The 21442-nt window shown below is 69.3% G+C and carries 22 protein-coding genes; 3 read left to right on the forward strand and 19 right to left on the reverse strand.

Translation table 11 applies throughout. The features are described from left to right. Nucleotides 1-32: 32 nt before the first annotated feature. The 15 genes from QE374_RS04430 to prmC all read right to left on the reverse strand — a co-directional run bounded on the left by QE374_RS04430 (nucleotide 33) and on the right by prmC (nucleotide 13038). Nucleotides 33-803: a protein phosphatase 2C domain-containing protein gene (locus tag QE374_RS04430; protein ID WP_309732513.1), complete on the reverse strand. Its 771-nt coding sequence runs from the start codon at nucleotides 801-803 to the stop codon at nucleotides 33-35. A 145-nt stretch (nucleotides 804-948) separates the two neighbouring features. Beyond that, nucleotides 949-1824 (reverse strand): DUF5684 domain-containing protein, encoded by an 876-nt coding sequence (locus QE374_RS04435; protein ID WP_309732515.1) that lies wholly within the window; start codon nucleotides 1822-1824, stop codon nucleotides 949-951. 119 nt (nucleotides 1825-1943) lie between these two features. Continuing rightward, nucleotides 1944-2693, reverse strand: a complete 750-nt coding sequence (locus QE374_RS04440) for a peroxide stress protein YaaA (protein WP_309732517.1) — start codon at nucleotides 2691-2693, stop codon at nucleotides 1944-1946. Nucleotides 2694-2757: 64 nt separating this feature from the next. Further along, complete coding sequence (locus QE374_RS04445) at nucleotides 2758-3018, reverse strand: F0F1 ATP synthase subunit epsilon (RefSeq protein ID WP_137416473.1); 261 nt, start codon at nucleotides 3016-3018, stop codon at nucleotides 2758-2760. Between the two features lie 2 nt (nucleotides 3019-3020). After that, a complete protein-coding gene (gene atpD, locus QE374_RS04450) occupies nucleotides 3021-4475 on the reverse strand; it encodes a F0F1 ATP synthase subunit beta (protein WP_309732520.1) in 1455 nt (484 codons plus the stop codon). 17 nt (nucleotides 4476-4492) lie between these two features. After that, the gene (locus tag QE374_RS04455; RefSeq protein ID WP_309732522.1) at nucleotides 4493-5398 is read right to left on the reverse strand and encodes a F0F1 ATP synthase subunit gamma; all 906 of its coding nucleotides are present in this window, start codon (nucleotides 5396-5398) and stop codon (nucleotides 4493-4495) included. Between the two features lie 18 nt (nucleotides 5399-5416). Then, entirely contained in the window at nucleotides 5417-7057 is a 1641-nt protein-coding gene (atpA, locus tag QE374_RS04460; protein WP_309732525.1) for a F0F1 ATP synthase subunit alpha, read from the reverse strand. Between the two features lie 63 nt (nucleotides 7058-7120). Next, nucleotides 7121-7912, reverse strand: a complete 792-nt coding sequence (locus tag QE374_RS04465; RefSeq protein ID WP_309732527.1) for a F0F1 ATP synthase subunit delta — start codon at nucleotides 7910-7912, stop codon at nucleotides 7121-7123. Further along, nucleotides 7912-8472, reverse strand: a complete 561-nt coding sequence (locus QE374_RS04470) for a F0F1 ATP synthase subunit B (protein WP_309732529.1) — start codon at nucleotides 8470-8472, stop codon at nucleotides 7912-7914. The genes QE374_RS04465 and QE374_RS04470 overlap by 1 nt, the downstream gene beginning before the upstream one ends. Nucleotides 8473-8500: 28 nt before the next feature. Continuing rightward, nucleotides 8501-8737, reverse strand: coding sequence for a F0F1 ATP synthase subunit C (gene atpE / locus QE374_RS04475; protein ID WP_137416467.1), 237 nt, complete (start codon nucleotides 8735-8737; stop codon nucleotides 8501-8503). A gap of 40 nt (nucleotides 8738-8777) precedes the next feature. Beyond that, nucleotides 8778-9602 (reverse strand): F0F1 ATP synthase subunit A, encoded by an 825-nt coding sequence (gene atpB / locus QE374_RS04480; RefSeq protein ID WP_396653320.1) that lies wholly within the window; start codon nucleotides 9600-9602, stop codon nucleotides 8778-8780. 114 nt (nucleotides 9603-9716) lie between these two features. Beyond that, nucleotides 9717-10214, reverse strand: coding sequence for a hypothetical protein (locus QE374_RS04485; RefSeq protein ID WP_309732533.1), 498 nt, complete (start codon nucleotides 10212-10214; stop codon nucleotides 9717-9719). Continuing rightward, on the reverse strand, nucleotides 10211-11377 hold the full coding sequence (locus QE374_RS04490) for an MraY family glycosyltransferase (RefSeq protein WP_309732535.1): 1167 nt from the start codon (nucleotides 11375-11377) through the stop codon (nucleotides 10211-10213). The genes QE374_RS04485 and QE374_RS04490 overlap by 4 nt, the downstream gene beginning before the upstream one ends. After that, complete coding sequence (locus QE374_RS04495; RefSeq protein ID WP_309732536.1) at nucleotides 11374-12066, reverse strand: L-threonylcarbamoyladenylate synthase; 693 nt, start codon at nucleotides 12064-12066, stop codon at nucleotides 11374-11376. Before QE374_RS04495 ends, QE374_RS04490 begins: the two co-directional genes overlap by 4 nt. 66 nt (nucleotides 12067-12132) lie before the next feature. Continuing rightward, nucleotides 12133-13038, reverse strand: coding sequence for a peptide chain release factor N(5)-glutamine methyltransferase (gene prmC / locus QE374_RS04500; RefSeq protein WP_309732538.1), 906 nt, complete (start codon nucleotides 13036-13038; stop codon nucleotides 12133-12135). A 97-nt stretch (nucleotides 13039-13135) separates the two neighbouring features. Here prmC and cysK point away from each other — a divergent pair, with 97 nt between their 5' ends. From cysK to QE374_RS04515, 3 genes are all read left to right on the forward strand, one after another. Then, nucleotides 13136-14074, forward strand: coding sequence for a cysteine synthase A (gene cysK / locus QE374_RS04505; RefSeq protein ID WP_309732540.1), 939 nt, complete (start codon nucleotides 13136-13138; stop codon nucleotides 14072-14074). Then, entirely contained in the window at nucleotides 14074-14649 is a 576-nt protein-coding gene (gene epsC, locus QE374_RS04510) for a serine O-acetyltransferase EpsC (RefSeq protein WP_309732542.1), read from the forward strand. Before cysK ends, epsC begins: the two co-directional genes overlap by 1 nt. A 106-nt stretch (nucleotides 14650-14755) precedes the next feature. Further along, the gene (locus QE374_RS04515; RefSeq protein WP_309732544.1) at nucleotides 14756-16153 is read left to right on the forward strand and encodes an amidase; all 1398 of its coding nucleotides are present in this window, start codon (nucleotides 14756-14758) and stop codon (nucleotides 16151-16153) included. Between the two features lie 10 nt (nucleotides 16154-16163). On the opposite strand, the gene prfA is transcribed toward QE374_RS04515, so the two are convergent. The 4 genes from prfA to thrC form a co-directional block, all read right to left on the reverse strand. Then, entirely contained in the window at nucleotides 16164-17240 is a 1077-nt protein-coding gene (gene prfA / locus QE374_RS04520; RefSeq protein WP_309736613.1) for a peptide chain release factor 1, read from the reverse strand. 26 nt (nucleotides 17241-17266) lie between these two features. After that, on the reverse strand, nucleotides 17267-19237 hold the full coding sequence (gene rho / locus QE374_RS04525) for a transcription termination factor Rho (protein ID WP_309732546.1): 1971 nt from the start codon (nucleotides 19235-19237) through the stop codon (nucleotides 17267-17269). 177 nt (nucleotides 19238-19414) lie between these two features. Continuing rightward, a complete protein-coding gene (thrB, locus tag QE374_RS04530; protein WP_309732548.1) occupies nucleotides 19415-20359 on the reverse strand; it encodes a homoserine kinase in 945 nt (314 codons plus the stop codon). Continuing rightward, the gene (thrC, locus tag QE374_RS04535; protein ID WP_274287650.1) at nucleotides 20356-21441 is read right to left on the reverse strand and encodes a threonine synthase; all 1086 of its coding nucleotides are present in this window, start codon (nucleotides 21439-21441) and stop codon (nucleotides 20356-20358) included. The genes thrB and thrC overlap by 4 nt, the downstream gene beginning before the upstream one ends. Nucleotide 21442: the final 1 nt, after the last annotated feature.

The following is a 21442-nucleotide window of genomic DNA, read 5'->3' on the forward strand; positions in this document are numbered from 1 at the left end:
ATGCAACGCGGAGAGGGAGCCTCTGTGGAGAGTCAGTCGGTGCGTGTGACGTTCAGGACGATCACGGTGACGTTGTCGCGCCCGCCGTTCTCGAGCGCGGCGTCCATCATGGCCGCTGCCGCTTCCGCCGGATCCTCGTGCTCCCGCAGGAAGTGCTGGATGCCGTAGTCCGTGAGTTCTTTGGTCAGGCCGTCCGAGCACACGACGAAACGGTCGCCGTCGAGCACGTCGAGCCGGATGTAGTCCGGTCGCACGCTGTCGCTCGGCCCCACGGCACGCGTGATCACGTTTCCGTAGGGGTGGTGCTCGGCTTCTTCCGGGCTGAGTCGGCCGGCTGCGACCAGCTCCTGAACGACGGAGTGGTCGGTCGTGATCTGGACGAGGGTGTCGTCGCGCAGCAGGTACACGCGGGAGTCGCCGATGTTCAGGCTCACCCAGTGCGGCTCGCTTCCGGTGAGCTCGAGGAACACGCCCGTCACGGTCGTACCGGTGCCGTCGTCGGTGGCTTCGGGGTGCGAGGCGATGTCTTTGACGGCCTTCGCGAGCGCCTTCTCGATGGTCTTCGGGGTGACGGAGCCCGAACCGACGACCGCTTCGAGACGGTTCACGGTGCTGGAACTGGCGATCTCCCCTCCGATGTGCCCGCCCATGCCGTCGGCGACGACGAACAGCGGATACTCGGCGAACACAGCGTCCTGATTGATCTCACGGCGGCGTCCGACATCCGTCAGAGCCGCCCAGGCGAGCTCGATCGATCCCTGCGGCAGCGGCACAGTGCGCCGCCGGGTCGCAGCCTCGGGCACGCGGTGTCCTTCCATCGGGGGTATGGGCACGCCGATGTCGGCGCGGTCCTCACATCCTAACGACTGCGCCCGGCGGATCGGAGCCGGCGGGCCGGATGCGGCGAGCCTCCGTTCGCGGGGAACGGAGGCTCGCTCGAGGAGATGCTCAGCCGCGCGGGGGCTCAGCGTCGTCGGATCCGGGCGTCGTCGGCGGGGCCGGCGGTGCAGTGGGCGGCGCCGGCGGGGTCGCGGGGTCGCTCGGTGCGGGAGCGCCGCCGGCGGGCGGCGGGGTGTACGCCGGCGGCGGGTAGGCGCCCGGCTGCGGCGCGGGCGGCGGAGCGTAGGCGCCGGGAGCGGCGTATCCGCCCTGCTGCTGAGCAGGCGGCGGGTACGCGCCGGGCTGCTGCGGGTACGCGCCGGGCTGCTGCGGGTAGGCACCGGGCTGCGTGTAGCCGGCCGGCGGGGGGTAGGCGCCGGGTGCGCCGTACGCGCCCTGCGGGGCGGGAGCGCCCGGCTGCACGGGGATGCCCGACCAGACGACGTTGTCCGCAAGGAAGCTGCGGCTCCACGGCGCCGGAGGGATCTGCGGGTTCCAACGCGACTTGTCGTACGCCACGATGCCGAGCCAGACGATGCTGAGGAAGAAGTAGAGGACGACCCATGCGCCCTCCTTCTGCAGCTTCTGTCCGACGCGGTACGCGGCCATGACCACGTACACGGTCGATGCCAGCGAGGGGAGAAGGGCGAAGAAGGTGCCGATGTAGGGGATCAGGCTCAGCACGAAGGTCGCACCGAAAAGCACGAGAAGCCACCAGGGGTTGAGGTCGCCGAGCTTCACGAACACCATCTCGCGGTACACGGGCACCCAGCCCCGCCACTTGCCCTCGACACCCGCCTTCTCGAAGAGCTTGTTGTAGAAGATCGAGGAGACGACATAGGCGGCGAGTCCGATCAGCAGGAAGACGCCGAAGAAGACGGCGAAGAATCCCAGAAACGCGGCTCCGGAATAGCCGTAGTCATAGTCGTACGCATAAGGGTTCACGGGGAATCCTCTCGGGTCAGAGGCATGACTGCCTCGCGGAACTACCCGTCCCGCGGCTCACATCGTAGCGAGCCTGAGTGTTCCCTGGCAGGGGCTTGCGTGAAGTTGGGGATGAACCCTCATACCGTGAGGCGTAGCTCACCGTTCTCAGCGTCGGCGACCGCGAATCGGGCCGCTTTCGCCCAGCGCAGGAACGCGCCACGGGACGCGATGCGCGGGCGGTCTTGCGCGAGCCGACGGACGAGGTCTCCCTTGGCGTGCTTGTTGAAGTGGTTGAGTGCCCGCACCTCGCCGTCCTCGCCCGTGGTGACGACGCGGACGTAGGCGGACGCGCACCCCTGCGGAACCGGGCCGAGAGCGACATACGCCTCGGACCGCAGGTCCAGGACGAAGTGCGCATCGGCCTCACCGAGAGCGGAGGTCACGGCCTCGGCCCAATGGCGGCGCAGCGGCGCGAGGCCCGGCAAGGACGCGCCGGCCCCCAGCCGATAGGCCGGGAGCGGATCGAGGGCGCCGACCGGCCCGAAGGGGGCTGAGTGGATCAGCACATGCTCTCCCAGCCATCGCCGGGCCCGCGCATCGAGAGACGAAGCGTCGAGGGCGTCGAACAGCACCCCCGTGTAGCGGTCGACCGCCGGCATCGTGGGCGATGACCGCAACGATGCGTTGACCGCCACCTCGCCCCGCTGGCGCGGGCTCAGCTTGAGGACCTTCGCGGCCGCATCCTCGTCGCGCGAGAGTTCCACGAGTGCCGCGACGACCGCTTCGCGCTGCGGCGCCAGCTGCGGCAGCCTGAGACGCGCCGCGTCCCACGGTGCACCGGCGCCACCGGCGCGCTTGGTCTCGGATGGCGGCAGCAGCACGAGCATGGTCACTCCAGGAGAACGACACACGCCGCCCGCGATAGCGGACGGCGTGTGTACGGGATTCGGGTCAGGAGACGAGTGCCGCGTTGCCGGCCACGATCGTGACCTGGTCGTGCTCGACGGAGATGAAGCCGTCGTGCGCGTTGGCGACGATCTTGTTGCCGCCGGGCTCGGTGATGCGCACCTGTCCCTCGGCGAGGATCGCCAGCACCGGCTCGTGACCGGTCATGAAACCGATCTCGCCCTCGATGGTCTTCGCGATGACCAGGTCGGCCTCACCGGACCAGACCTCGGCATCCGCGGAGACCAGACTCACCTTGAGCGGCATGATCAGCCGTTCTCCTTCTGGATCTGCGCCCACTTGGCCTCGACGTCGGAGATACCGCCGACGTTGAAGAAGGCCTGCTCGGCCACGTGGTCGAACTCGCCCTTGACGATCGCGTCGAACGACTCGATGGTCTCCTTGATCGGGACCGTGGAGCCCTCGACGCCGGTGAACTTCTTCGCCATGTAGGTGTTCTGCGAGAGGAACTGCTGGATGCGACGTGCACGCGACACGACGATCTTGTCCTCCTCGGAGAGCTCGTCGACACCGAGGATCGCGATGATCTCCTGCAGTTCCTTGTTCTTCTGAAGGATCTGCTTCACGGAGGTGGCCACGCGGTAGTGGTCCTCACCGATGTAGCGCGGGTCCAGGATGCGGCTGGTCGAGGTCAGCGGGTCGATCGCGGGGTACAGGCCCTTCGATGCGATCTCGCGCGAGAGCTCGGTGGTCGCGTCGAGGTGCGCGAACGTGGTCGCCGGAGCCGGGTCGGTGTAGTCGTCGGCGGGGACGTAGATCGCCTGCAGGGAGGTGATCGAGTGTCCGCGCGTCGAGGTGATGCGCTCCTGGAGCACACCCATCTCGTCGGCGAGGTTCGGCTGGTACCCCACGGCCGAGGGCATACGACCCAGAAGCGTGGAGACCTCGGAACCGGCCTGCGTGAAGCGGAAGATGTTGTCGATGAACAGCAGCACGTCCTGCTTCTGGACGTCGCGGAAGTACTCCGCCATCGTCAGAGCCGACAGCGCGACGCGAAGACGCGTCCCCGGCGGCTCGTCCATCTGGCCGAAGACGAGGGCGGTCTTGTCGAAGACGCCCGCCTCCTCCATCTCACCGATGAGGTCGTTGCCCTCACGGGTGCGCTCACCGACACCGGCGAACACCGACACACCACCGTGATCCTGCGCGACGCGCTGGATCATCTCCTGGATGAGGACGGTCTTGCCGACACCCGCACCGCCGAACAGGCCGATCTTGCCGCCCTGAACGTACGGGGTGAGCAGGTCGATGCTCTTGATGCCGGTCTCGAACATCTCGGTCTTCGACTCGAGCTGGTCGAAGCTCGGCGCCTGACGGTGGATGCCCCACCGCTCGGTGATCTCGACCTGCTCGCCGGGGGCGGCGTTGAGGATGTCGCCGGTCACGTTGAAGACCTTGCCCTTGGTGACGTCGCCGACGGGAACCGTGATCGGGCCGCCGGTGTCGCGCACCTCCTGGCCGCGGACGATGCCGTCCGTCGGCTTCAGCGCGATCGCGCGCACGAGGTCGTCACCCAGGTGCTGGGCGACCTCGAGCGTGATCTCGGTCGACTCCTCGCCGATGGTGATGGTGGTCTTGAGCGCGTTGTAGATGTCGGGGATCGAGTCGTGCGGGAACTCGATGTCGACGACGGGGCCGGTCACGCGCGCGACGCGCCCGACGACGGCGACGGACGCCTGATCGGCCGTTGCGGTGGTGGTCATGGTGTCTTCCTCGTTTTCTACTTGCCGGACGCCAGGGCGTCGGCGCCGCCGACGATCTCGGCGATCTGCTGCGTGATCTCGGCCTGACGCGCGTTGTTGCGCAGGCGGGTGTAGTCGGTGATGAGCTTGTCGGCGTTGTCGCTGGCCGACTTCATCGCCTTCTGCGTGGCGGCGTGCTTGGCCGCCGACGACTGCAGAAGGGCGTTGAAGACCCGGCTCTGGATGTACACCGGGAGCAGGGAGTCCAGAACGGCCTCGGCATCCGGCTCGAACTCGTACAGCGGATAGACCGCCGCCGCGGACGACGAGGTCTCCTCGGCCGCCTCGACGACCTCGAGCGGAAGGAGACGCACGGTCTCCGGGCTCTGGGTCATCATGCTGACGAAGCGGTTGTACACGAGGTGGATCTCGTCCACGCCGCCCGCTGCGCCACCGCGGCGGAAGGCCTCGAGCAGCGTGTCCGCGATCTCCTCGGCGGTCGAGAAGTGCGGCGTGTCGGTGTCGCCCGTCCATTCCGCGGCCGCCACGAGCTTGCGGAACTGGAAGAACCCGACCGCCTTGCGACCGACGAGGTAGAACACCGGCTCGCGGCCCTCACTGCGCAGAAGCTCGCCCTGCTCCAGGCCCGCACGGATGATCTGCGAGTTGAACGCACCCGCCAGTCCGCGGTCGGACGAGAAGATCACGACGGCGGAGCGACGGATCACCTCGGGCTCACGCGTGAGCGGGTGGTCGACGTTCGAGTACGTCGCGACGGCCGAGACGGCCCGCGTCACGGCCTGCGCGAAGGGCGAGGACGCGCGCACGCGCGTCATCGCCTTCTGAATGCGCGAAGCCGCGATGAGCTCCATCGCCTTCGTGATCTTCTTGGTCGTCTGAGCAGAAGCGATCTTCTGCTTGTAGACCCTGAGTTGAGCGCCCATGATTTACGGTTCCGTACGTCAGCCGCGACGGCCCTTGACGATCTTCTCCTGGTTGATGTCCTCGACCTCGGCGGCAGCGAACTGCTCGTTGCCGGGGGCACCGATGGCCTTGGCGCCGCCGGAGGTGAATTCCAGGATGAACTCGTCAGTGACCTTCTCGAGCTCGGCGACGGTCGCGTCGTCGAGCACGTTGGTGTCGCGGAGGGTGTCGAGGATCTGCGTGTTGCGACGCAGGTGGTCCAGCAGCTCACGCTCGAACTTCAGCACGTCCTCGACCGCGATCTGATCGAGCTTGCCGTTGGTGCCGGCCCAGATCGAGACGACCTGCTCCTCCACCGGGTACGGCGAGTACTGCGGCTGCTTCAGCAGCTCGGTCAGACGAGCGCCGCGCTCGAGCTGACGACGCGAGGCCGCATCCAGGTCGGACGCGAACATCGCGAACGCCTCGAGGGAGCGGTACTGCGCGAGCTCCAGCTTCAGCGTGCCCGAGACCTTCTTGATCGACTTGACCTGGGCGTCACCACCGACACGCGAGACCGAGATACCCACGTCGACTGCGGGACGCTGGTTGGCGTTGAACAGGTCGGACTGCAGGAAGATCTGGCCGTCGGTGATCGAGATCACGTTGGTCGGGATGTAGGCCGACACGTCGTTGGCCTTCGTCTCGATGATGGGAAGGCCCGTCATCGATCCCGCCCCGAGCTCATCGCTCAGCTTGGCGCAACGCTCGAGCAGCCGCGAGTGCAGGTAGAAGACGTCGCCCGGGTATGCCTCGCGGCCCGGCGGGCGGCGCAGCAGCAGCGAGACGGCACGGTAGGCCTCGGCCTGCTTCGACAGGTCATCGAAGATGATCAGGACGTGCTTGCCGCCGTACATCCAGTGCTGGCCGATGGCCGAGCCGGTGTAGGGAGCGAGGTACTTGAAGCCGGCGGGGTCGGAGGCGGGAGCGGCGACGATCGTCGTGTACTCCATCGCTCCGGCGTCCTCGAGCGCGCCCTTCACGGAGGCGATCGTCGAACCCTTCTGACCGATGGCGACGTAGATGCAACGCACCTGCTTGTTCACATCGCCCGACTCCCAGTTGGCCTTCTGGTTGATGATCGTGTCGATCGCGATGGCCGTCTTGCCGGTCTGGCGGTCGCCGATGATGAGCTGACGCTGGCCGCGGCCGACGGGGATCATGGCGTCGATCGCTTTGATGCCGGTCTGCAGCGGCTCGTGCACGCTCTTGCGCTGCATGACGCCGGGCGCCTGCAGCTCGAGGGCGCGACGCCCCTCGGCCTCGATGGCGCCGAGACCGTCGATCGGGTTGCCGAGCGGGTCGACGACCCGGCCGAGGAAGCCGTCGCCGACGGGCGCGGAGAGGACCTCGCCGGTGCGCGTGACCGGGTGACCGGCCTCGATGCCGGCGAAGTCGCCCAGGACGACCACACCGGCTTCTTTCTCGTCGAGGTTCAGCGCGAGGCCCTGCGTGCCGTCTTCGAACACGACGAGCTCGTTGGCCATGAGGCCGGGGAGGCCTTCGACGTGCGCGATGCCGTCACCGGCGTCGATGACGGACCCGACCTCTGCCGTCGCGGCGCCGGTCGGCTCGTATGCTGCGACGAAGTCCTTCAGGGCGTCACGGATGACGTCGGGGCTGATGGAGATGTCTGCCATTGTCTTCCTTCGGTTCATGGGGCCTCGGCCCCGAAGTCTCCGCCGGTGCGGCGGGAAGTCTTGTCAGCCGGCGAGCCGCTGACGGAGGTCGGCGAGGCGCGCGGAGACGCTCGCGTCGATGACGTCGTCGGCGATCTGCACGCGCAGTCCGCCGACGATCGACGGGTCGATGACCGTGCTCAGCGACACATCGGCGCCGTAGCGTGCCGACAGGGTGCCGCGCAGGCGGTCGCTCTGCGCGTCGCTGAGCGGCGCCGCCACCGTCACGGTGGCCACGACTCGGCCGCGCTGCGCCGCGACCAATGACAGGGCACCCGCGAGCGCCTGGCGGACACGACGCTCGCGCGGCTGCTGCACGATACCCGACACCACCAGAACCGTCGCCGCACTCGCGCGGCCGTCGAGGAGCTTCTCGACGAGCGCACCCTTGGCGGCGTTGTCACCCATGCGCGAGCCGAGTGCGAGCTCGAGCTCGGGGTTCTCGGCGACCGTGCGGGAGAAGGCGAACAGCTCTCCCTCGAGGTCGGCGTCGGATGCCGCGACGGAGGCGGCGCGCACGGCGAGTTCTTCGACACCGTCGACGAGCTCGTCGGCGGAAGACCAGCGCTGCACCACCACGGCCTCCAGCAGCTGCACGGTGACCGAGGAGAACCTCGGACCGAACACGTCCGCGATGACCTTGCGGCGCGCGTCGGCGGCCGCAGCGGAATCGGACACCGCACCCGCGAGGGCAGGAGAGGAGCCGAGGACGCGGGCGGCCTGGAACAGCTCCCCCGCGACCTCGAGATCCACACCGGATGCGTCACCCAGAGCGGCGTTGGTCGCCGCGAGGGCTTGCGTGGTGGCGCTTCCCATTACTTGGCCGCCTTCTCAGAGGCCTCGAGCTCAGCGAGGAAGCGGTCGACGACGCCCTGAGCCGACTTGTCGTCGCTCAGCTTCTCTCCGATGACGCCGCCGGCGAGATCGAGAGCGAGCGTGCCGACCTCGGCGCGCAGCGTGACCAGGGCGGTCTGGCGCTCGGCCTCGATCTGGGCGCGCGCCTGGGCGCTGACCCGGGCTGCCTCCGTCGACGCGGCCTCGCGTGCCTCGGCGACGATCTTCTTGCCGTCCTCACGGGCGACCTCACGGATCTCACCGGCCTCCTTGCGCGCCTCGGCGAGCTGAGCGGTGTACTCCTCCAGCGCGGCCTCGGCCTGACGCTGTGCCTCGTCGGCCTTGGCGATGTTGCCCTCGATCGCGGCGGCCCGCTTGTCGAGGAGCTCCTGCATCCGAGGAAGCACGACGCGCCAGAAGACGAACAGGATGACGACGAAGCACACCGCCGACCAGACGATGTCGTACACCGCAGGGATGAGGGGGCTCGGGGCTGCCGCGCCACCTTCCTCGGCGGCGCGGGCGACAAGAGCGTTCAGCATCCTGTCTCCTTACTTTGGTCGATGGGGCTCAGGCGCCGAAGATGAAGCCGGTCGCGATACCGATGAAGGCGAGCGCCTCGGTGAAGGCGATACCGATGAACATGAGGACCTGCAGGCGGCCGGCGAGCTCGGGCTGGCGAGCGACGCCCTCGATCGTCTTGCCGACGACGATGCCCACGCCGATCGCGGGGCCGATGGCGGCGAGGCCGTAGCCGATCGTCGCGACAGATCCGGTCACCTGGGCGAGAACCGTAGTTGCGTCCACGGATGTTTCCTTTCGTTGTGGGCGGCGGGTGCCGTCCCGATCAGTGCTCTTCAGCGACGGCGAGCTGGATGTAGACCGCAGTCAGGATGGTGAAGACGTATGCCTGGAGGAAGGCCACCAGGATCTCGAAGAGGGTGAAGGCGAAGCCGAAGGCGAGCGTTCCGGCACCGAGCAGCGTCCAGAATCCGCTGAGCCCGAAGACGAAGAACTGCGTCGCGGCGAAGAACAGCACCAGCATGAGGTGTCCGACGATCATGTTCATCAGCAGACGCAGGGTGAGCGTCACCGGCCGGATGATGAAGGTCGAGAGGAACTCGAGCGGGATGATGATGATGTACAGCGGCCACGGCACGCCGGAGGGCATCAGCGAGTTCTTGAAGAACTTGCCCGGGCTCTTCTTCACACCCGCGTAGATGAACGTCACGTAGGCGACGACCGCGAGCAGCAGCGGAACCGCGATGACGCTGGTACCGGCGATGTTCAGACCGGGGATGATGCCCGTGATGTTCATGAACAGGACCATGAAGAAGATGGTCGTGAGAATCGGCAGGAAGCGATTGCCGTCTTTGCGCCCCAACAGGTCGTGCGCGATGTTGACCCGGACGAAGTCCAGCCCCATCTCCACGACGCTCTGGAAGCGGGTGGGGACCAGTCGCATCCGTCGCGTACCGACGAGGAACAGCACGACGAGCACGACGGTCGCCAGGATCTGGATCAGGTTGATCCGCGTGATCGCGAACGGAGTTCCCTCGAAGAGGATCGCATCCGGGAAGAACTCCCAGATAGAGGGCGCATGGAACTCGGCGCCGGATTCCTCGGCGGAAACGATCAGGGTCGCAGCTTGACTAAACAGCGCTTGCTCCAACTTCGGGGCACCGGTCTAAACCGTTGCGACGATGGATGATGTACACCGCGCTCGGGCACTCTGGCGCTCGTGGTCGGGTGCCGGAACAGCCTATCAAACTCCCAGGGTTGGAAGTCACACCGACCCCGTCGGGCGGACGTCGTCGGTGCGCTCCCCCTCTTCGGGGTCGGTGGGCAGCGTGGTGTCCGACACGTGGGGCAGCCGGCGGCGCATGAGCACGACGACGTCGACCACGAGCGAGGCGATGACGCTCACGACGAGGGCCACGAAGAAGACGCCCGGCACGATCCATGCCGCTCCGCGCAGCGCGAGCATGACGAGCACGAACACGACGAGCTTGAGGATCCAGCCGCCCAGGACGATGCCGAAGAAGATGGGCACGTACAGCGGGTCGCCGAACCACCGGTTGGCGATGAGGATGCTGCCGGCGGTGATTCCGAGGAACACGGCGGAGATCAGCACGCCCACGAGCGCGCTGACGAGGCCCTCGGCGCCGGCGACGAGCAGACCTCCGACGGCTCCGGCGACCAGCAGCACGCCGATCACGGCGGCGAACCACAGCAGGGCGGTGCGCAGGAAGGGAGTGCTGGAGACGGGTGTGGGGGCGCTCATGGTGTTTCCTCGGCGATCTCGTCGGGGGCGGTGGTGGATCTCGAACGGCGGGCGGGGAGGAAGGTGACGACGAGGCAGGCGGCGACGCCGACCACGCCGAAGGCGACACCGATCCAGTACTGGCCGAACCAGTCCTCGCGAGTGGCGATGTACATCAGCAGGAAGGTGATCCCGATGATCGCCGTCCACGCGTAGAAGATGAGCACGGCATCGCGGTCGGAGTGCCCCATGTCGAGCATCCGGTGGTGCAGATGCTTGCGATCGGGCGAGAACGGCGACTTGCCCGCCCGCATCCGGCGGAACACGGCGGATCCGAAGTCCAGCAGCGGAAGGATGACGACGGCGATCGGAAGCAGGATCGGGATGAACGCACCCAGCAGCTGCGAGCGACCGAGCTGATCGGGATCGAGCGCGGCCGGGGAGAGGTTGCCCGTGATCGACACGGCGGAGGTCGCCATGAGCAATCCCAGCATCAGGGCTCCCGAATCCCCCATGAACATCTTCGCGCGGTGCCAGTTGAAGGGCAGGAAGCCCGCGCACGCGCCGACGAGGACCACGGCGATGAACGAGGAGAGGTTGAAGTAGTTGTTCGAACCGATGTCGCGGGTGAGGACGTACGCGTAGACGAAGAAGATCCCGTTGGCGATCAGACACACGCCCGCCACGAGACCATCCAGCCCGTCGATGAAGTTCACCGCGTTCATCACGATCACGATCGAGAAGACCGTGAGCACGATGCTCATCCAGCTCGAGCCGACGGTGACCCCGCCGATCGGCAGCGCGTAGATCTGAATGTTGCCGAACCACGCGACGATGCCCGCGGCGACGAACTGGGCGCCCAGCTTGATCATCCAGTCGAGATCCCAGAGGTCGTCGGCGATGCCGACCAGAACGATCAGCAGAGTCGCGGCGAGGATCGACAACGTCGGCCACGGGTTCGTCCAGAAGATCGCGAAGAACGGGTTCGTGGAGGAGATAGCGAAAGCCGCGACGACGCCGAGGAACATCGCGATCCCGCCCAGACGCGGAGTCGGGCGGGTGTGGACATCGCGTTCACGGATCGCCGGGTGGAGCTTGTACCGGATGGCGACACGCCAGACCATCCACGACAGCGCCGCCGTGATGAGCGCCGTGACGAGGGCGATCAGCAGGTACTGCGTCACGCGGAGTCGCCCGCGCCCTCATCCGGCTCCGGCTCGAGCCGGTCGCCCAGGATCGCCAGGATCTCGGAGCGGTCGACCGCGCCGTAGCGGAGGATGCGGGCGTGTCCCGTGCCGCCGAACGCGAGCGGCGTCGCGTCGATGATCGTCGAGGGCACTCCGCGATCGCTCGCACCGTCGTCGAGGTACACGGAGACGCTGTCGCCGAGCATGTCGAACGCGGTGTGCGCGTCGATCGCGGCGGGCTTGCCGGTGAGGTTGGCGCTCGAGACGGCGAGCGGGCCGGTCTCCTCGAGGAGCTCCAGTGCGATCCGGTGCGCCGGCATCCGCACGGCGACCGTGCCGCGAGTCTCCCCCAGATCCCAGGACAACGAGGGCTGAGCGGGCAGGACGACGGTGAGCCCGCCCGGCCAATGCGCCTCCACGAGCCGTTCGACGGGCTCAGGCAGGTCGCTCACGAGCGCACGCACGGTCGACAGGCCCGCGACGAGCACCGGCGGCGGCTGCTGGCGCCCACGGCCCTTCGCCGCGAGCAGTGCCGCGACCGCGGAGGGGCTGAACGCGTCGGCGGCGACACCGTAGACCGTGTCGGTGGGCATGACGACGAGCTCGCCGCGCGCGATCGCCTGGCGGGCCCCGCGCATACCGGCCAGAAGCTGCGACTCGTCGCGGCAGTCGTAGAGAGGGGACATGTCGGCTCCATTCTAAGTGCGAGGCGGCCGCTGACCGGGGAACGGAGCGGCGTTCGCGTCAGAGGATCAGGGTCGGGTCGCGGTGGTGGCCCGGTCACGGAGTGTGAGGTCGGGATGTGTGGCGGCCGCCCGCCACCCCGCCGCGGTGAGCACCTCGCGCACGGACGCTCCCTGCACCTCGGCGTGCTCGATGATGATCGTGCCCCCGGGATGCAGCAGGCGGAGGCCGACACGCGCGAGGACGCGCACGACGTCGAGGCCGTCCTCGCCGCCGTACAGCGCCTGTGGCGGATCGTAGAGACGAACCTCCGGGTCGCGCGGAACAGCCTCCGCGGGGACGTACGGCGGGTTGGACACGAGAACCGAGACGCTCTGATCGAGATCCCCGAACGCGTCGGCGAGATCGGCGAACACGAGCCGGGCGTTCGGGGCGTTCACGCGTCCGAAGTTCTCCTTCGCCCAGATGAAGGCGTCGACGGAGTTCTCCGCGGCGTGGACGCGCGCGTGAGGAACCTCGGTCGCCATCGCCAGGGCGATCGCTCCCGAGCCGGTTCCCAGATCGACGGCGACCGGCTCCGGCGAGGCGCTGGCGCGCAATGCGTCGATGGCCAGCTGCGCGACCATCTCGGTCTCGGGGCGCGGCACGAACACGCCGGGCCCCACGGCGAGCTCCAGATGCCGGAACGGGGCGAGGCCGGTCAGATGCTGCAGCGGCTCACGTGCCGCGCGGCGCTCCACGAGGCGCATGAGGCGATCGAGCGCGTCGACGTCGAGCTCGGCCGCGCGGATCGCGGCAGCCTGCACCTCGCCGCGACCGATCCCCAGCACGTGGGCCACAAGCAGCTCCGCGTCGACGCGCGGGTCGACGATTCCGGCGCGTGCGAAGCGCGCCGAGACGTCGCCGAGGACGACGTCGATCCGCGAGATCGCGGACGCGTGGACGTGCTGATCAGAGGGCGTGGGAGGGCACATGAGCCCGCCCAGCCTACCCGCTGCGTCATACTCGGCCTCCGCCGGGATTGCTCCCCTAGGCTGGGCGCACCTCGTCCCCGACTCGAAAGGTCGCGTCATGCCCGGCATCCACTCCGACATCACCTCCGCGTTCGGCGAGACGCCTCTCGTGCGTCTGAACCGCGTGACGGAGGGCGTCGACGGCGTCGTCCTGGCCAAGCTCGAGTTCTACAACCCCGCCTCCAGCGTGAAGGACCGCCTCGGCATCGCCATCGTCGATGCCGCAGAGGCGTCCGGCGAGCTGAAGCCCGGCGGCACGATCGTGGAGTCCACGAGCGGCAACACCGGCATCGCCCTCGCGATGGTGGGAGCCGCCCGCGGGTACCGCGTCATCCTCACCATGCCCGCGTCGATGTCGAAGGAGCGGCGCATCCTGCTCAGGGCTTTCGGTGCCGAGCTCGTGCTCACCGACCCGACGAAGGGCATGTCGTTCGCGGTCGACGAGGCCAAGCGCATCGTCGCCGAGACGCCTGGCGCCGTCTGGGCCCGTCAGTTCGAGAACGAGGCGAATCCCGCCATCCACCGCCGCACCACGGCCGAGGAGATCCTGCGCGACACCGACGGCAAGGTCGACTACTTCGTCGCGGGCATCGGCACGGGCGGCACGATCACGGGTGTCGGCGAAGTGCTGAAGGAGCGCGTGCCGGGCGTGAAGATCGTCGCCGTCGAGCCCGCCGACTCCCCCATCCTGACCAAGGGACACCCGGGACCGCACAAGATCCAGGGCATCGGGCCGAACTTCGTCCCCGCCATCCTCAACCGCGACATCATCGACGAGGTCATCGACGTCGAGTTCGACGACGCGATCCGCGTCGCGCGGGAGACCGCGGCCAAGGACGGCGTGCTCGTGGGCATGTCCAGCGGCGCCGCGATCTGGGCGGCCCTCCAGATCGCCGCGCGTCCCGAGGCCGCGGGCAAGAACATCGTCGTGATCATCCCGTCGGCGGGCGAGCGGTACCTCACGACCGCGCTGTTCGAAGACCTGCGCGAGGACTGATGCCGGTCGCCGTGATTCGCCGCATCCGGGAGGACATCGCCGCCGCCCGGATGCGGGACCCGGCCGCTCGCGGCGGGGTGGAGATCGCCCTGCTGTACCCGGGACTCCACGCGATCTGGGCGCATCGCGTCTGGCACGCGCTGTGGCGTCGAGGCCTGCGCTTCGTCGCGCGGGCGGGCTCGCAGGTGACGCGATGGCTCACGGGCATCGAGATCCACCCCGGTGCTCGGATCGGGCGCCGCTTCTTCATCGATCACGGCATGGGCGTCGTCATCGGTGAGACAGCGGAGGTCGGCGACGACGTCATGCTTTACCACGGCGTCACCCTCGGCGGCCGCCAGCGCGAAGGCGGTAAGCGGCACCCGACGCTCGGCAACGGTGTCGCGGTCGGCGCCGGCGCCAAGATCCTGGGGCCGGTGCACATCGGCGCGCACAGCGTCGTCGGAGCCAACGCGGTGGTCACGCGGGACGCCCCCGCCGACAGCGTGCTGGTCGGCGTGCCCGCGAAGGTTCGCCCCCGCGGACGCAACGAGGACACCCGCGCACTGCTCGCCGCGCCCGAGTACTCGATCTAGCCGCGACGTCTGCACGGCCCGATCGAGCGACGCCGCCGCATCCGCCCCAACGGGACACTCCCGCACCGCCGGTCGTGCACATGTCGCGGCGCCGTACGCTCGGAGGATGAGCGAGCTGCACGAGTCGTCCCTCGTCGAGCTGGCGCGGATGCTGCGCGACGGCGATCTGGATCCGGTTCAGGTCACGCGGCATTACCTGGCGCGCATCGCGGCACGGGCGGAGCTGGGCGCGTTCGCCGCGGTCACCGCTGACGCCGCGCTCGAGCGCGCGCAGCGGCTCCCGCGGGGGACGGCGCCAGGCCCCCTGTACGGCATCCCCCATGCCGACAAGGATCTGGTCGCGCGGGCGGGCCTCCCCACGCGATACGGCTCGCGCGCCCGCGCGGATCACGTCCCGGCCGTGTCCGATCCGTTGGCGCTCGCCCTCGATGCCGCGGGCGTCGTGAACGTGGGCAAGACCGCGACGAGCGAGTTCGGCCTCACCGGCTACACGGAGCCGCGGACCGGGTCACCGGCGCGCGATCCCTGGGATCTGGCGAACGGCGCGGGCGGGTCGAGCGGCGGCGCGGCGGTCGCGGTCGCGGCGGGCCTGCTCCCGGCGGCCGTGGGTTCGGACGGCGGCGGCTCGATCCGCATCCCCGCCGCGACCGTCGGCGTCGTGGGGCTCAAGCCGTCGCGGGGACGCCTGCCCATCGGCTCGGGGCTGGACTCCCCCGACCAGCTCGCCGTGACCGGACCGCTCGCACGCAGTGTCACCGATGCCGCCTACCTGTTCGACACCCTGATCGGGCTCGCCCCCTACCCCTACGCGACCGCGGCGCCCGGACCGGGCAGCACCACCGATGCCCTGCGACGGATGCCGCAGCCCGCCCGGATCGGCGTCACCACCGTGTCCCCGTGGGACGACGACGAGGACATCCGCCTGGATCCCGACGCTCGCGAGGCGGTCGCGCGAGCCGCATCCTGGCTCGCCGGCGACGGGCACGAGGTCGAGGACGCGACCTGGCACCCACGCGGATATCCGGACATGTTCCGCCGGCTGTGGCGGGTCAGCGCCGCGCGCATCCCCCTCTCCGACACGGACATGGACCTCGTCGAACCCCTGACCGCGTGGCTCGTGCAGCAGGGACGCGCGCTGTCGGGCATCGAGGCGCTGGAGGCATTGAGCGCCGCGCGGGCGTTCGAGCGTCAGACCGTCGCCGCCTTCGCACCCTACGACGCTGTCCTGATGCCCGCCCTCGCGCAGACGCCGCGGCCGGTGGGCTGGTACGACGAACACGATCCGCTTCGCACGTTCGCCCTCCAGGTGGAGTACGCGCCGTACTCCAGCTTCGTCAACGTCGCGGGGCTGCCGGCGGTGACGCTGCCCGTGACGGTTGCGAGCTCCGGACACCCCGTGTCCGTCCAGCTGGTGGGCAGACCCGGCGGCGAGGCCGCCATCCTGTCGCTCGCGGCGCAGCTGGAAGATCACCGCGGCGCGCTGGCGCATCCGCCCGTCTGGTGACGAAGAGCGCTCACTCCCCCGCGAGCGCCGCCAGCCGAGCTTCTTCGTCCGCGGCGATGGCGGAGTCGATGATGGGCCCCAAGGCACCGTCCATGACCTGATCGAGGTTGTACGCCTTGTAGCCGGTGCGGTGGTCGGCGATGCGGTTCTCGGGGAAGTTGTACGTGCGGATGCGCTCGGAGCGGTCCATGCCCCGGATCTGCGAGCGTCGGGCGTCGGATGCGGCGGCGTCCCGTTCCTCCTGCTGCTTGGCGAGCAGGCGGGCGCGCAGCACGCGCATCGCCGCCTCACGGTTCTGCAGCTGGCTCTTCTCGTTCTGCATCGACACGACGATGCCCGTGGGCACGTGGGTGATGCGCACGGCCGAGTCCGTGGTGTTGACCGACTGACCGCCGGGGCCGGACGAACGGAAGACGTCGATCTTCAGATCGTTCTGATCGATCTGGATCTCCTCCGGCTCATCGACCTCGGGGAAGACGAGGACACCGGTGGTGGAGGTGTGGATGCGGCCCTGCGACTCGGTCGCCGGTACCCGCTGCACGCGATGAACGCCGCCCTCGTACTTGAGGTGGGCCCACACACCGGCGGCGGGGTCGGTGCTGGAGCCCTTGATCGCCACCTGGACGTCCTTGTAGCCGCCCAGGTCGGATTCGTTGCGCTCGAGCAGTTCGGTCTTCCACCCCTGAGACGCCGCGTACTGCACGTACATGCGCAGCAGGTCCGCCGCGAACAGCGCGCTCTCGGCGCCGCCCTCGCCGGCCTTGATCTCCATGATCACGTCACGCGCGTCGTCGGGGTCGCGCGGGATGAGCAGGCGCCGCAGCCGCTCCTGGGCGGCGTCGCGCTGCTCCTCGAGCGCGGGAACCTCATCGGCGAACGCCGCATCCTCGCCCGCGAGTTCACGCGCTGCTGCGAGGTCGTCCGCGGCCCCCTGCCACGCCTCGTACGCGTGCACGATGCGGGAGAGCTCGGCGTAGCGTCGGTTCACCCGCTTCGCGCGGGCCGCGTCGGCGTGCACGGCGGGGTCGGAGAGCTCCTCCTGGACCGCCTTGTGCTCGTCGAGGAGCCCGCGAACGGACTCGAACATGCCGGAATCGGACACGGCCGACAGGGTCAGCGGATGTTGTTCTCGTGACCGTGCGAATGTCCGCCCGAGGCCGGAGCCGGGATGGACTTCTGCATCTGCACGAGGAACTCGACGTTCGACGAGGTCTCCTTGAGCTTGCCGAGCACGACCTCGAGGGCCTGCTGCGGGTCGAGACCCGCCAGCGCGCGCCGGAGCTTCCAGGTGATCTTGACCTCGTCGGCCGACAGGAGCATCTCTTCGCGACGCGTGCTCGACGCGTTGACGTCGACCGCGGGGAAGATGCGCTTGTCGGCGAGCTGACGGCTCAGACGCAGCTCGCTGTTGCCGGTGCCCTTGAACTCCTCGAAGATGACGTCGTCCATCTTGGAACCGGTCTCGACCAGCGCGGTCGCGAGGATCGTCAGCGAGCCGCCGTTCTCGATGTTGCGCGCGGCGCCGAAGAAGCGCTTGGGCGGGTAGAGGGCGGCGGCGTCGACACCGCCGGAGAGCACACGACCGCTCGTCGGCGCCGACACGTTGTACGCGCGACCGAGGCGGGTGATCGAGTCGAGCAGCACGACGACGTCGCGACCGAGCTCCACGAGGCGCTTGGCGCGCTCGATGGCGAGCTCGGCGACCGTGGTGTGGTCTTCGGCGGGACGGTCGAAGGTGGAGGCGATGACCTCGCCCTTCACCGTGCGCTGCATGTCGGTGACCTCTTCGGGGCGCTCGTCGACGAGCACGACCATGAGGTGGACCTCGGGGTTGTTGTGCGCGATCGCGTTGGCGATCTGCTGCAGCACGATCGTCTTGCCGGCCTTGGGCGGTGCGACGATGAGGCCGCGCTGACCCTTGCCGATGGGAGCGACGAGATCGATGATGCGCTGCGTCAGCTTCTCGGGAGCGGTCTCCAGGCGCAGACGCTCCTGCGGGTAGAGCGGGGTGAGCTTGCCGAACTCGACGCGCTCGGCCGCATCCTCGACGGAAAGGCCGTTGATCGCGTCGACCTTGACGAGCGCGTTGTACTTCTGACGGCCCGACTGCTCGCCCTCACGGGGCTGCTTGATCGCGCCGACGACGGCGTCGCCCTTGCGGAGGTTGTACTTCTTGACCTGGCCGAGCGAGACGTACACGTCGCTCGCGCCCGGCAGGTAGCCGGTCGTGCGCACGAACGCGTAGTTGTCGAGCACATCGAGCACGCCCGCGATCGGGATGAGGACGTCGTCCTCGCCGATCTCGGTCTCGAACTCGTCGCCCTGCCCCTGGCCGCGGCGCTTGTTGCGCTGGCGGCCCCGGCCGGACTGCTGCTCGTCGTCCTCGGCGGCGGGGGCGGCATTCTGGCCCTGGTTCTGCTGGCTGCCCTGGCCGTTCTGGCCGGCTGCGCCCTGAGCGTTCTCGCGACGGTTGCGGTTGCGGCTGCGGCTGCGGCTGCGGCTGCGGCCGCTCTGCTCGCCGTCGGCGTTCTCCTCGCCGGAGGCTTCGGAGGCCTTCTCACCGGAGGCATCGGCAGCGGGCGCCGCGTCGGCTGCCTCGGCGGGCGCGGTCTCGGACTCGACCGATGCCGCATCCGTCGACGCGGCATCGACGGCAGCGGCTTCCGGCGCTGCCGGCTCGGCAGCGACCTCAGCGGTCTCGGCCGGCGCCTCTTCCGGAGCGGCTGCAGACTTGCGTGCCCGGCGCGGGGCCTTCTTGGCCGGAGCCTTCGTGACGGGCGCCTCTTCGGCCGCGACTGCGTCCTCCGCGGCGGGGGCGGCGTCGGCGGTTGCCTCGGCGGCCGGAGCCTCGGATGCGGCGGGCGCCTGGTCGGTGGCCTCGCCCGCAGCAGCGTCCGCGGCGGGGGCCTCGGCGCTCTTGGCTCGACGGGGCGCGCGCTTGCGCGGCGCCTTCGCCGGGGCCTCGACGGCCGGAGCCTCGGCCGCAGGCGCGTCGGCGGCCGGAGCCTCGGTTGCGGGGACGGCCTCGGCGACGTTGTCGTCGACGTTGGCGTCGGTGGACTGGATCTCGGAGATGGACTCCACGAGTACTCCCTTGATGAAACGTGTGTCAGCGCGTGACCGCACAGAAGGCCCAACAGACAGGCATTCGTCTACACCCAGCGCATGCTCGGGATACGCGCGACGGCATCGCGGGGATGTGTCACGGGTATGAGTGCAGGGGTCACGCGGCCGGTTCGCAGATTGCGACGGAGGCCAGATTCACGTCAGTGACGTGGCACCCTCCGCGTTGTCCCTCACTGTACCACCCTTGAAGTCGACCGCGAGCATGAGCGCCTCCCACGGAGTGTCCGCGTGCGAGGCGACCAGCTGCGCCGCTTCCAGACGACGTCCGGGACCGTCGGCGAGCACGAGGACGGAGGGCCCCGCCCCGGAGACGACCGCCGCGAACCCCTCCCGGCGCAGCGCCTGGACGAGGCGGTCGGTCTCCGGCATCGCCGCCGCGCGATAGCTCTGGTGCAGCTTGTCCTCGGTGGCGGCCATGAGCAGTTCGGGGCTCTGCGTCAGCGCCGCGATCAACAGCGCCGAGCGCGAGACGTTGAAGACCGCATCCGCGCGCGAGAACTGATCGGGCTGCAGGCCGCGCGCGACCGAGGTCGACATCGTGAACTCGGGCACGAAGACGATCGGGGAGACACCACGGTGCACGAGCAGCTTCTTGTGCTGCGGACCGTTCTCGTCGACCCACGCGATCGTGAGACCGCCGAAGAGGGCGGGCGCGACGTTGTCGGGGTGACCCTCGAGCTCCGTGGCGAGCCGCAGCAGCGTATCGGCGTCGAGATCCACCTCCCCCTCGAGCAGCCCCTTGGCGGCCAAGAGCCCGGAGACGACGGCGGCACCGGAGGAGCCCATCCCCCGGCCGTGCGGGATGACGTTGCGCGCGCGCAGCCGGAGGCCCGGCATGGGCAGACCCGCATCCGCGAAGGCGTACGCGATGGCGCGCACGACGAGGTGCGACGCGTCGCGCGGAACCTGGTCGGCGCCGGCCCCGTCGACCTCGATCTCCAGCAGGCCCGGCTCGAGGGCTTCGACCTCGAGCTCGTCGTAGACGCTCAGCGCCAGTCCGAGCGTGTCGAAGCCGGGGCCGAGGTTGGCGCTCGTGGCGGGCACGCGCACTGTCACCGCGCGGCCCACGGCGACCGTCATTGAGAGCCCTGCGGGGCGAGCTCCAGCACCGAGGCGACCTCCGACACGGAGTTGTCGACGACGGTGGGGGCGACCTCGCCGCCGGATGCGTCGCGCAAGGCCCACTGCGGGTCCTTGAGCCCGTGACCGGTGACGGTGAGCACGACACGGGCACCCGCGGGGATCACTCCGGCCTCGGCCCGGTCGAGCAGCCCCGCGACGGAGATCGCGGAAGCGGGCTCGACGAAGACGCCGACCGTCTCGCTCAGCAGCTTCTGCGCGGCGAGGATGCGGTCGTCCTCGATGGCGCCGAACCAGCCGTCCGTGGCGTCGCGCGCCTCGAGGGCGAACTGCCAGGACGCGGGATTGCCGATGCGGATGGCGCTGGCCACCGTCTCGGGGTTCTTGACGACCTCGCCGCGCACGAGCGGAGCGGAGCCGGCTGCCTGGAGTCCGAACATCCGGGGCACCTTGGTCGAGACGCCGCGTTCGGCCTCCTCGGTGTAGCCGCGCGTGTAGGCGGTGTAGTTGCCCGCGTTGCCCACGGGGACGATGTGGAAATCGGGGGCGTCGCCCAGTTGGGAGACGACTTCGTAGGCTGCCGTCTTCTGACCGTCGATGCGGTCCGGGTTGACCGAGTTCACGAGGTGCACCGGGTAGTTCGCGGCGAGCTCGCGAGCGATCTCCAGGCAGTCGTCGAAGTTGCCGCGGATCTGGATGAGCTTGCCGCCGTGCGCCACGGCCTGGCTGAGCTTGCCCATCGCGATCTTGCCCTCGGGCACGAGGACGGCCGCGGTGATGCCGGCGTGCGCGGCGTAGGCGGCGGCCGATGCCGAGGTGTTGCCCGTGGAGGCGCAGATGACGGCCTTGGCCCCGTGCTCGACCGCGCGCGAGAGCGCCACCGTCATACCGCGGTCCTTGAACGATCCGGTCGGGTTCATGCCCTCGAACTTGACCCAGACCTCGGCACCGGTGCGGTGCGACAGCGCCGGTGCGGGGATGAGCGGGGTGCCGCCCTCGCCGAGGGTGACCACCGTGGAGGCGTCGGTCACGCCGAGGCGGTCGGCGTACTCGCGGAGGACTCCGCGCCAGAGGTGTGCCATG

This window comes from Microbacterium sp. SORGH_AS_0428 (assembly GCF_031453615.1).
In the GTDB taxonomy this organism is placed as follows: domain Bacteria; phylum Actinomycetota; class Actinomycetes; order Actinomycetales; family Microbacteriaceae; genus Microbacterium.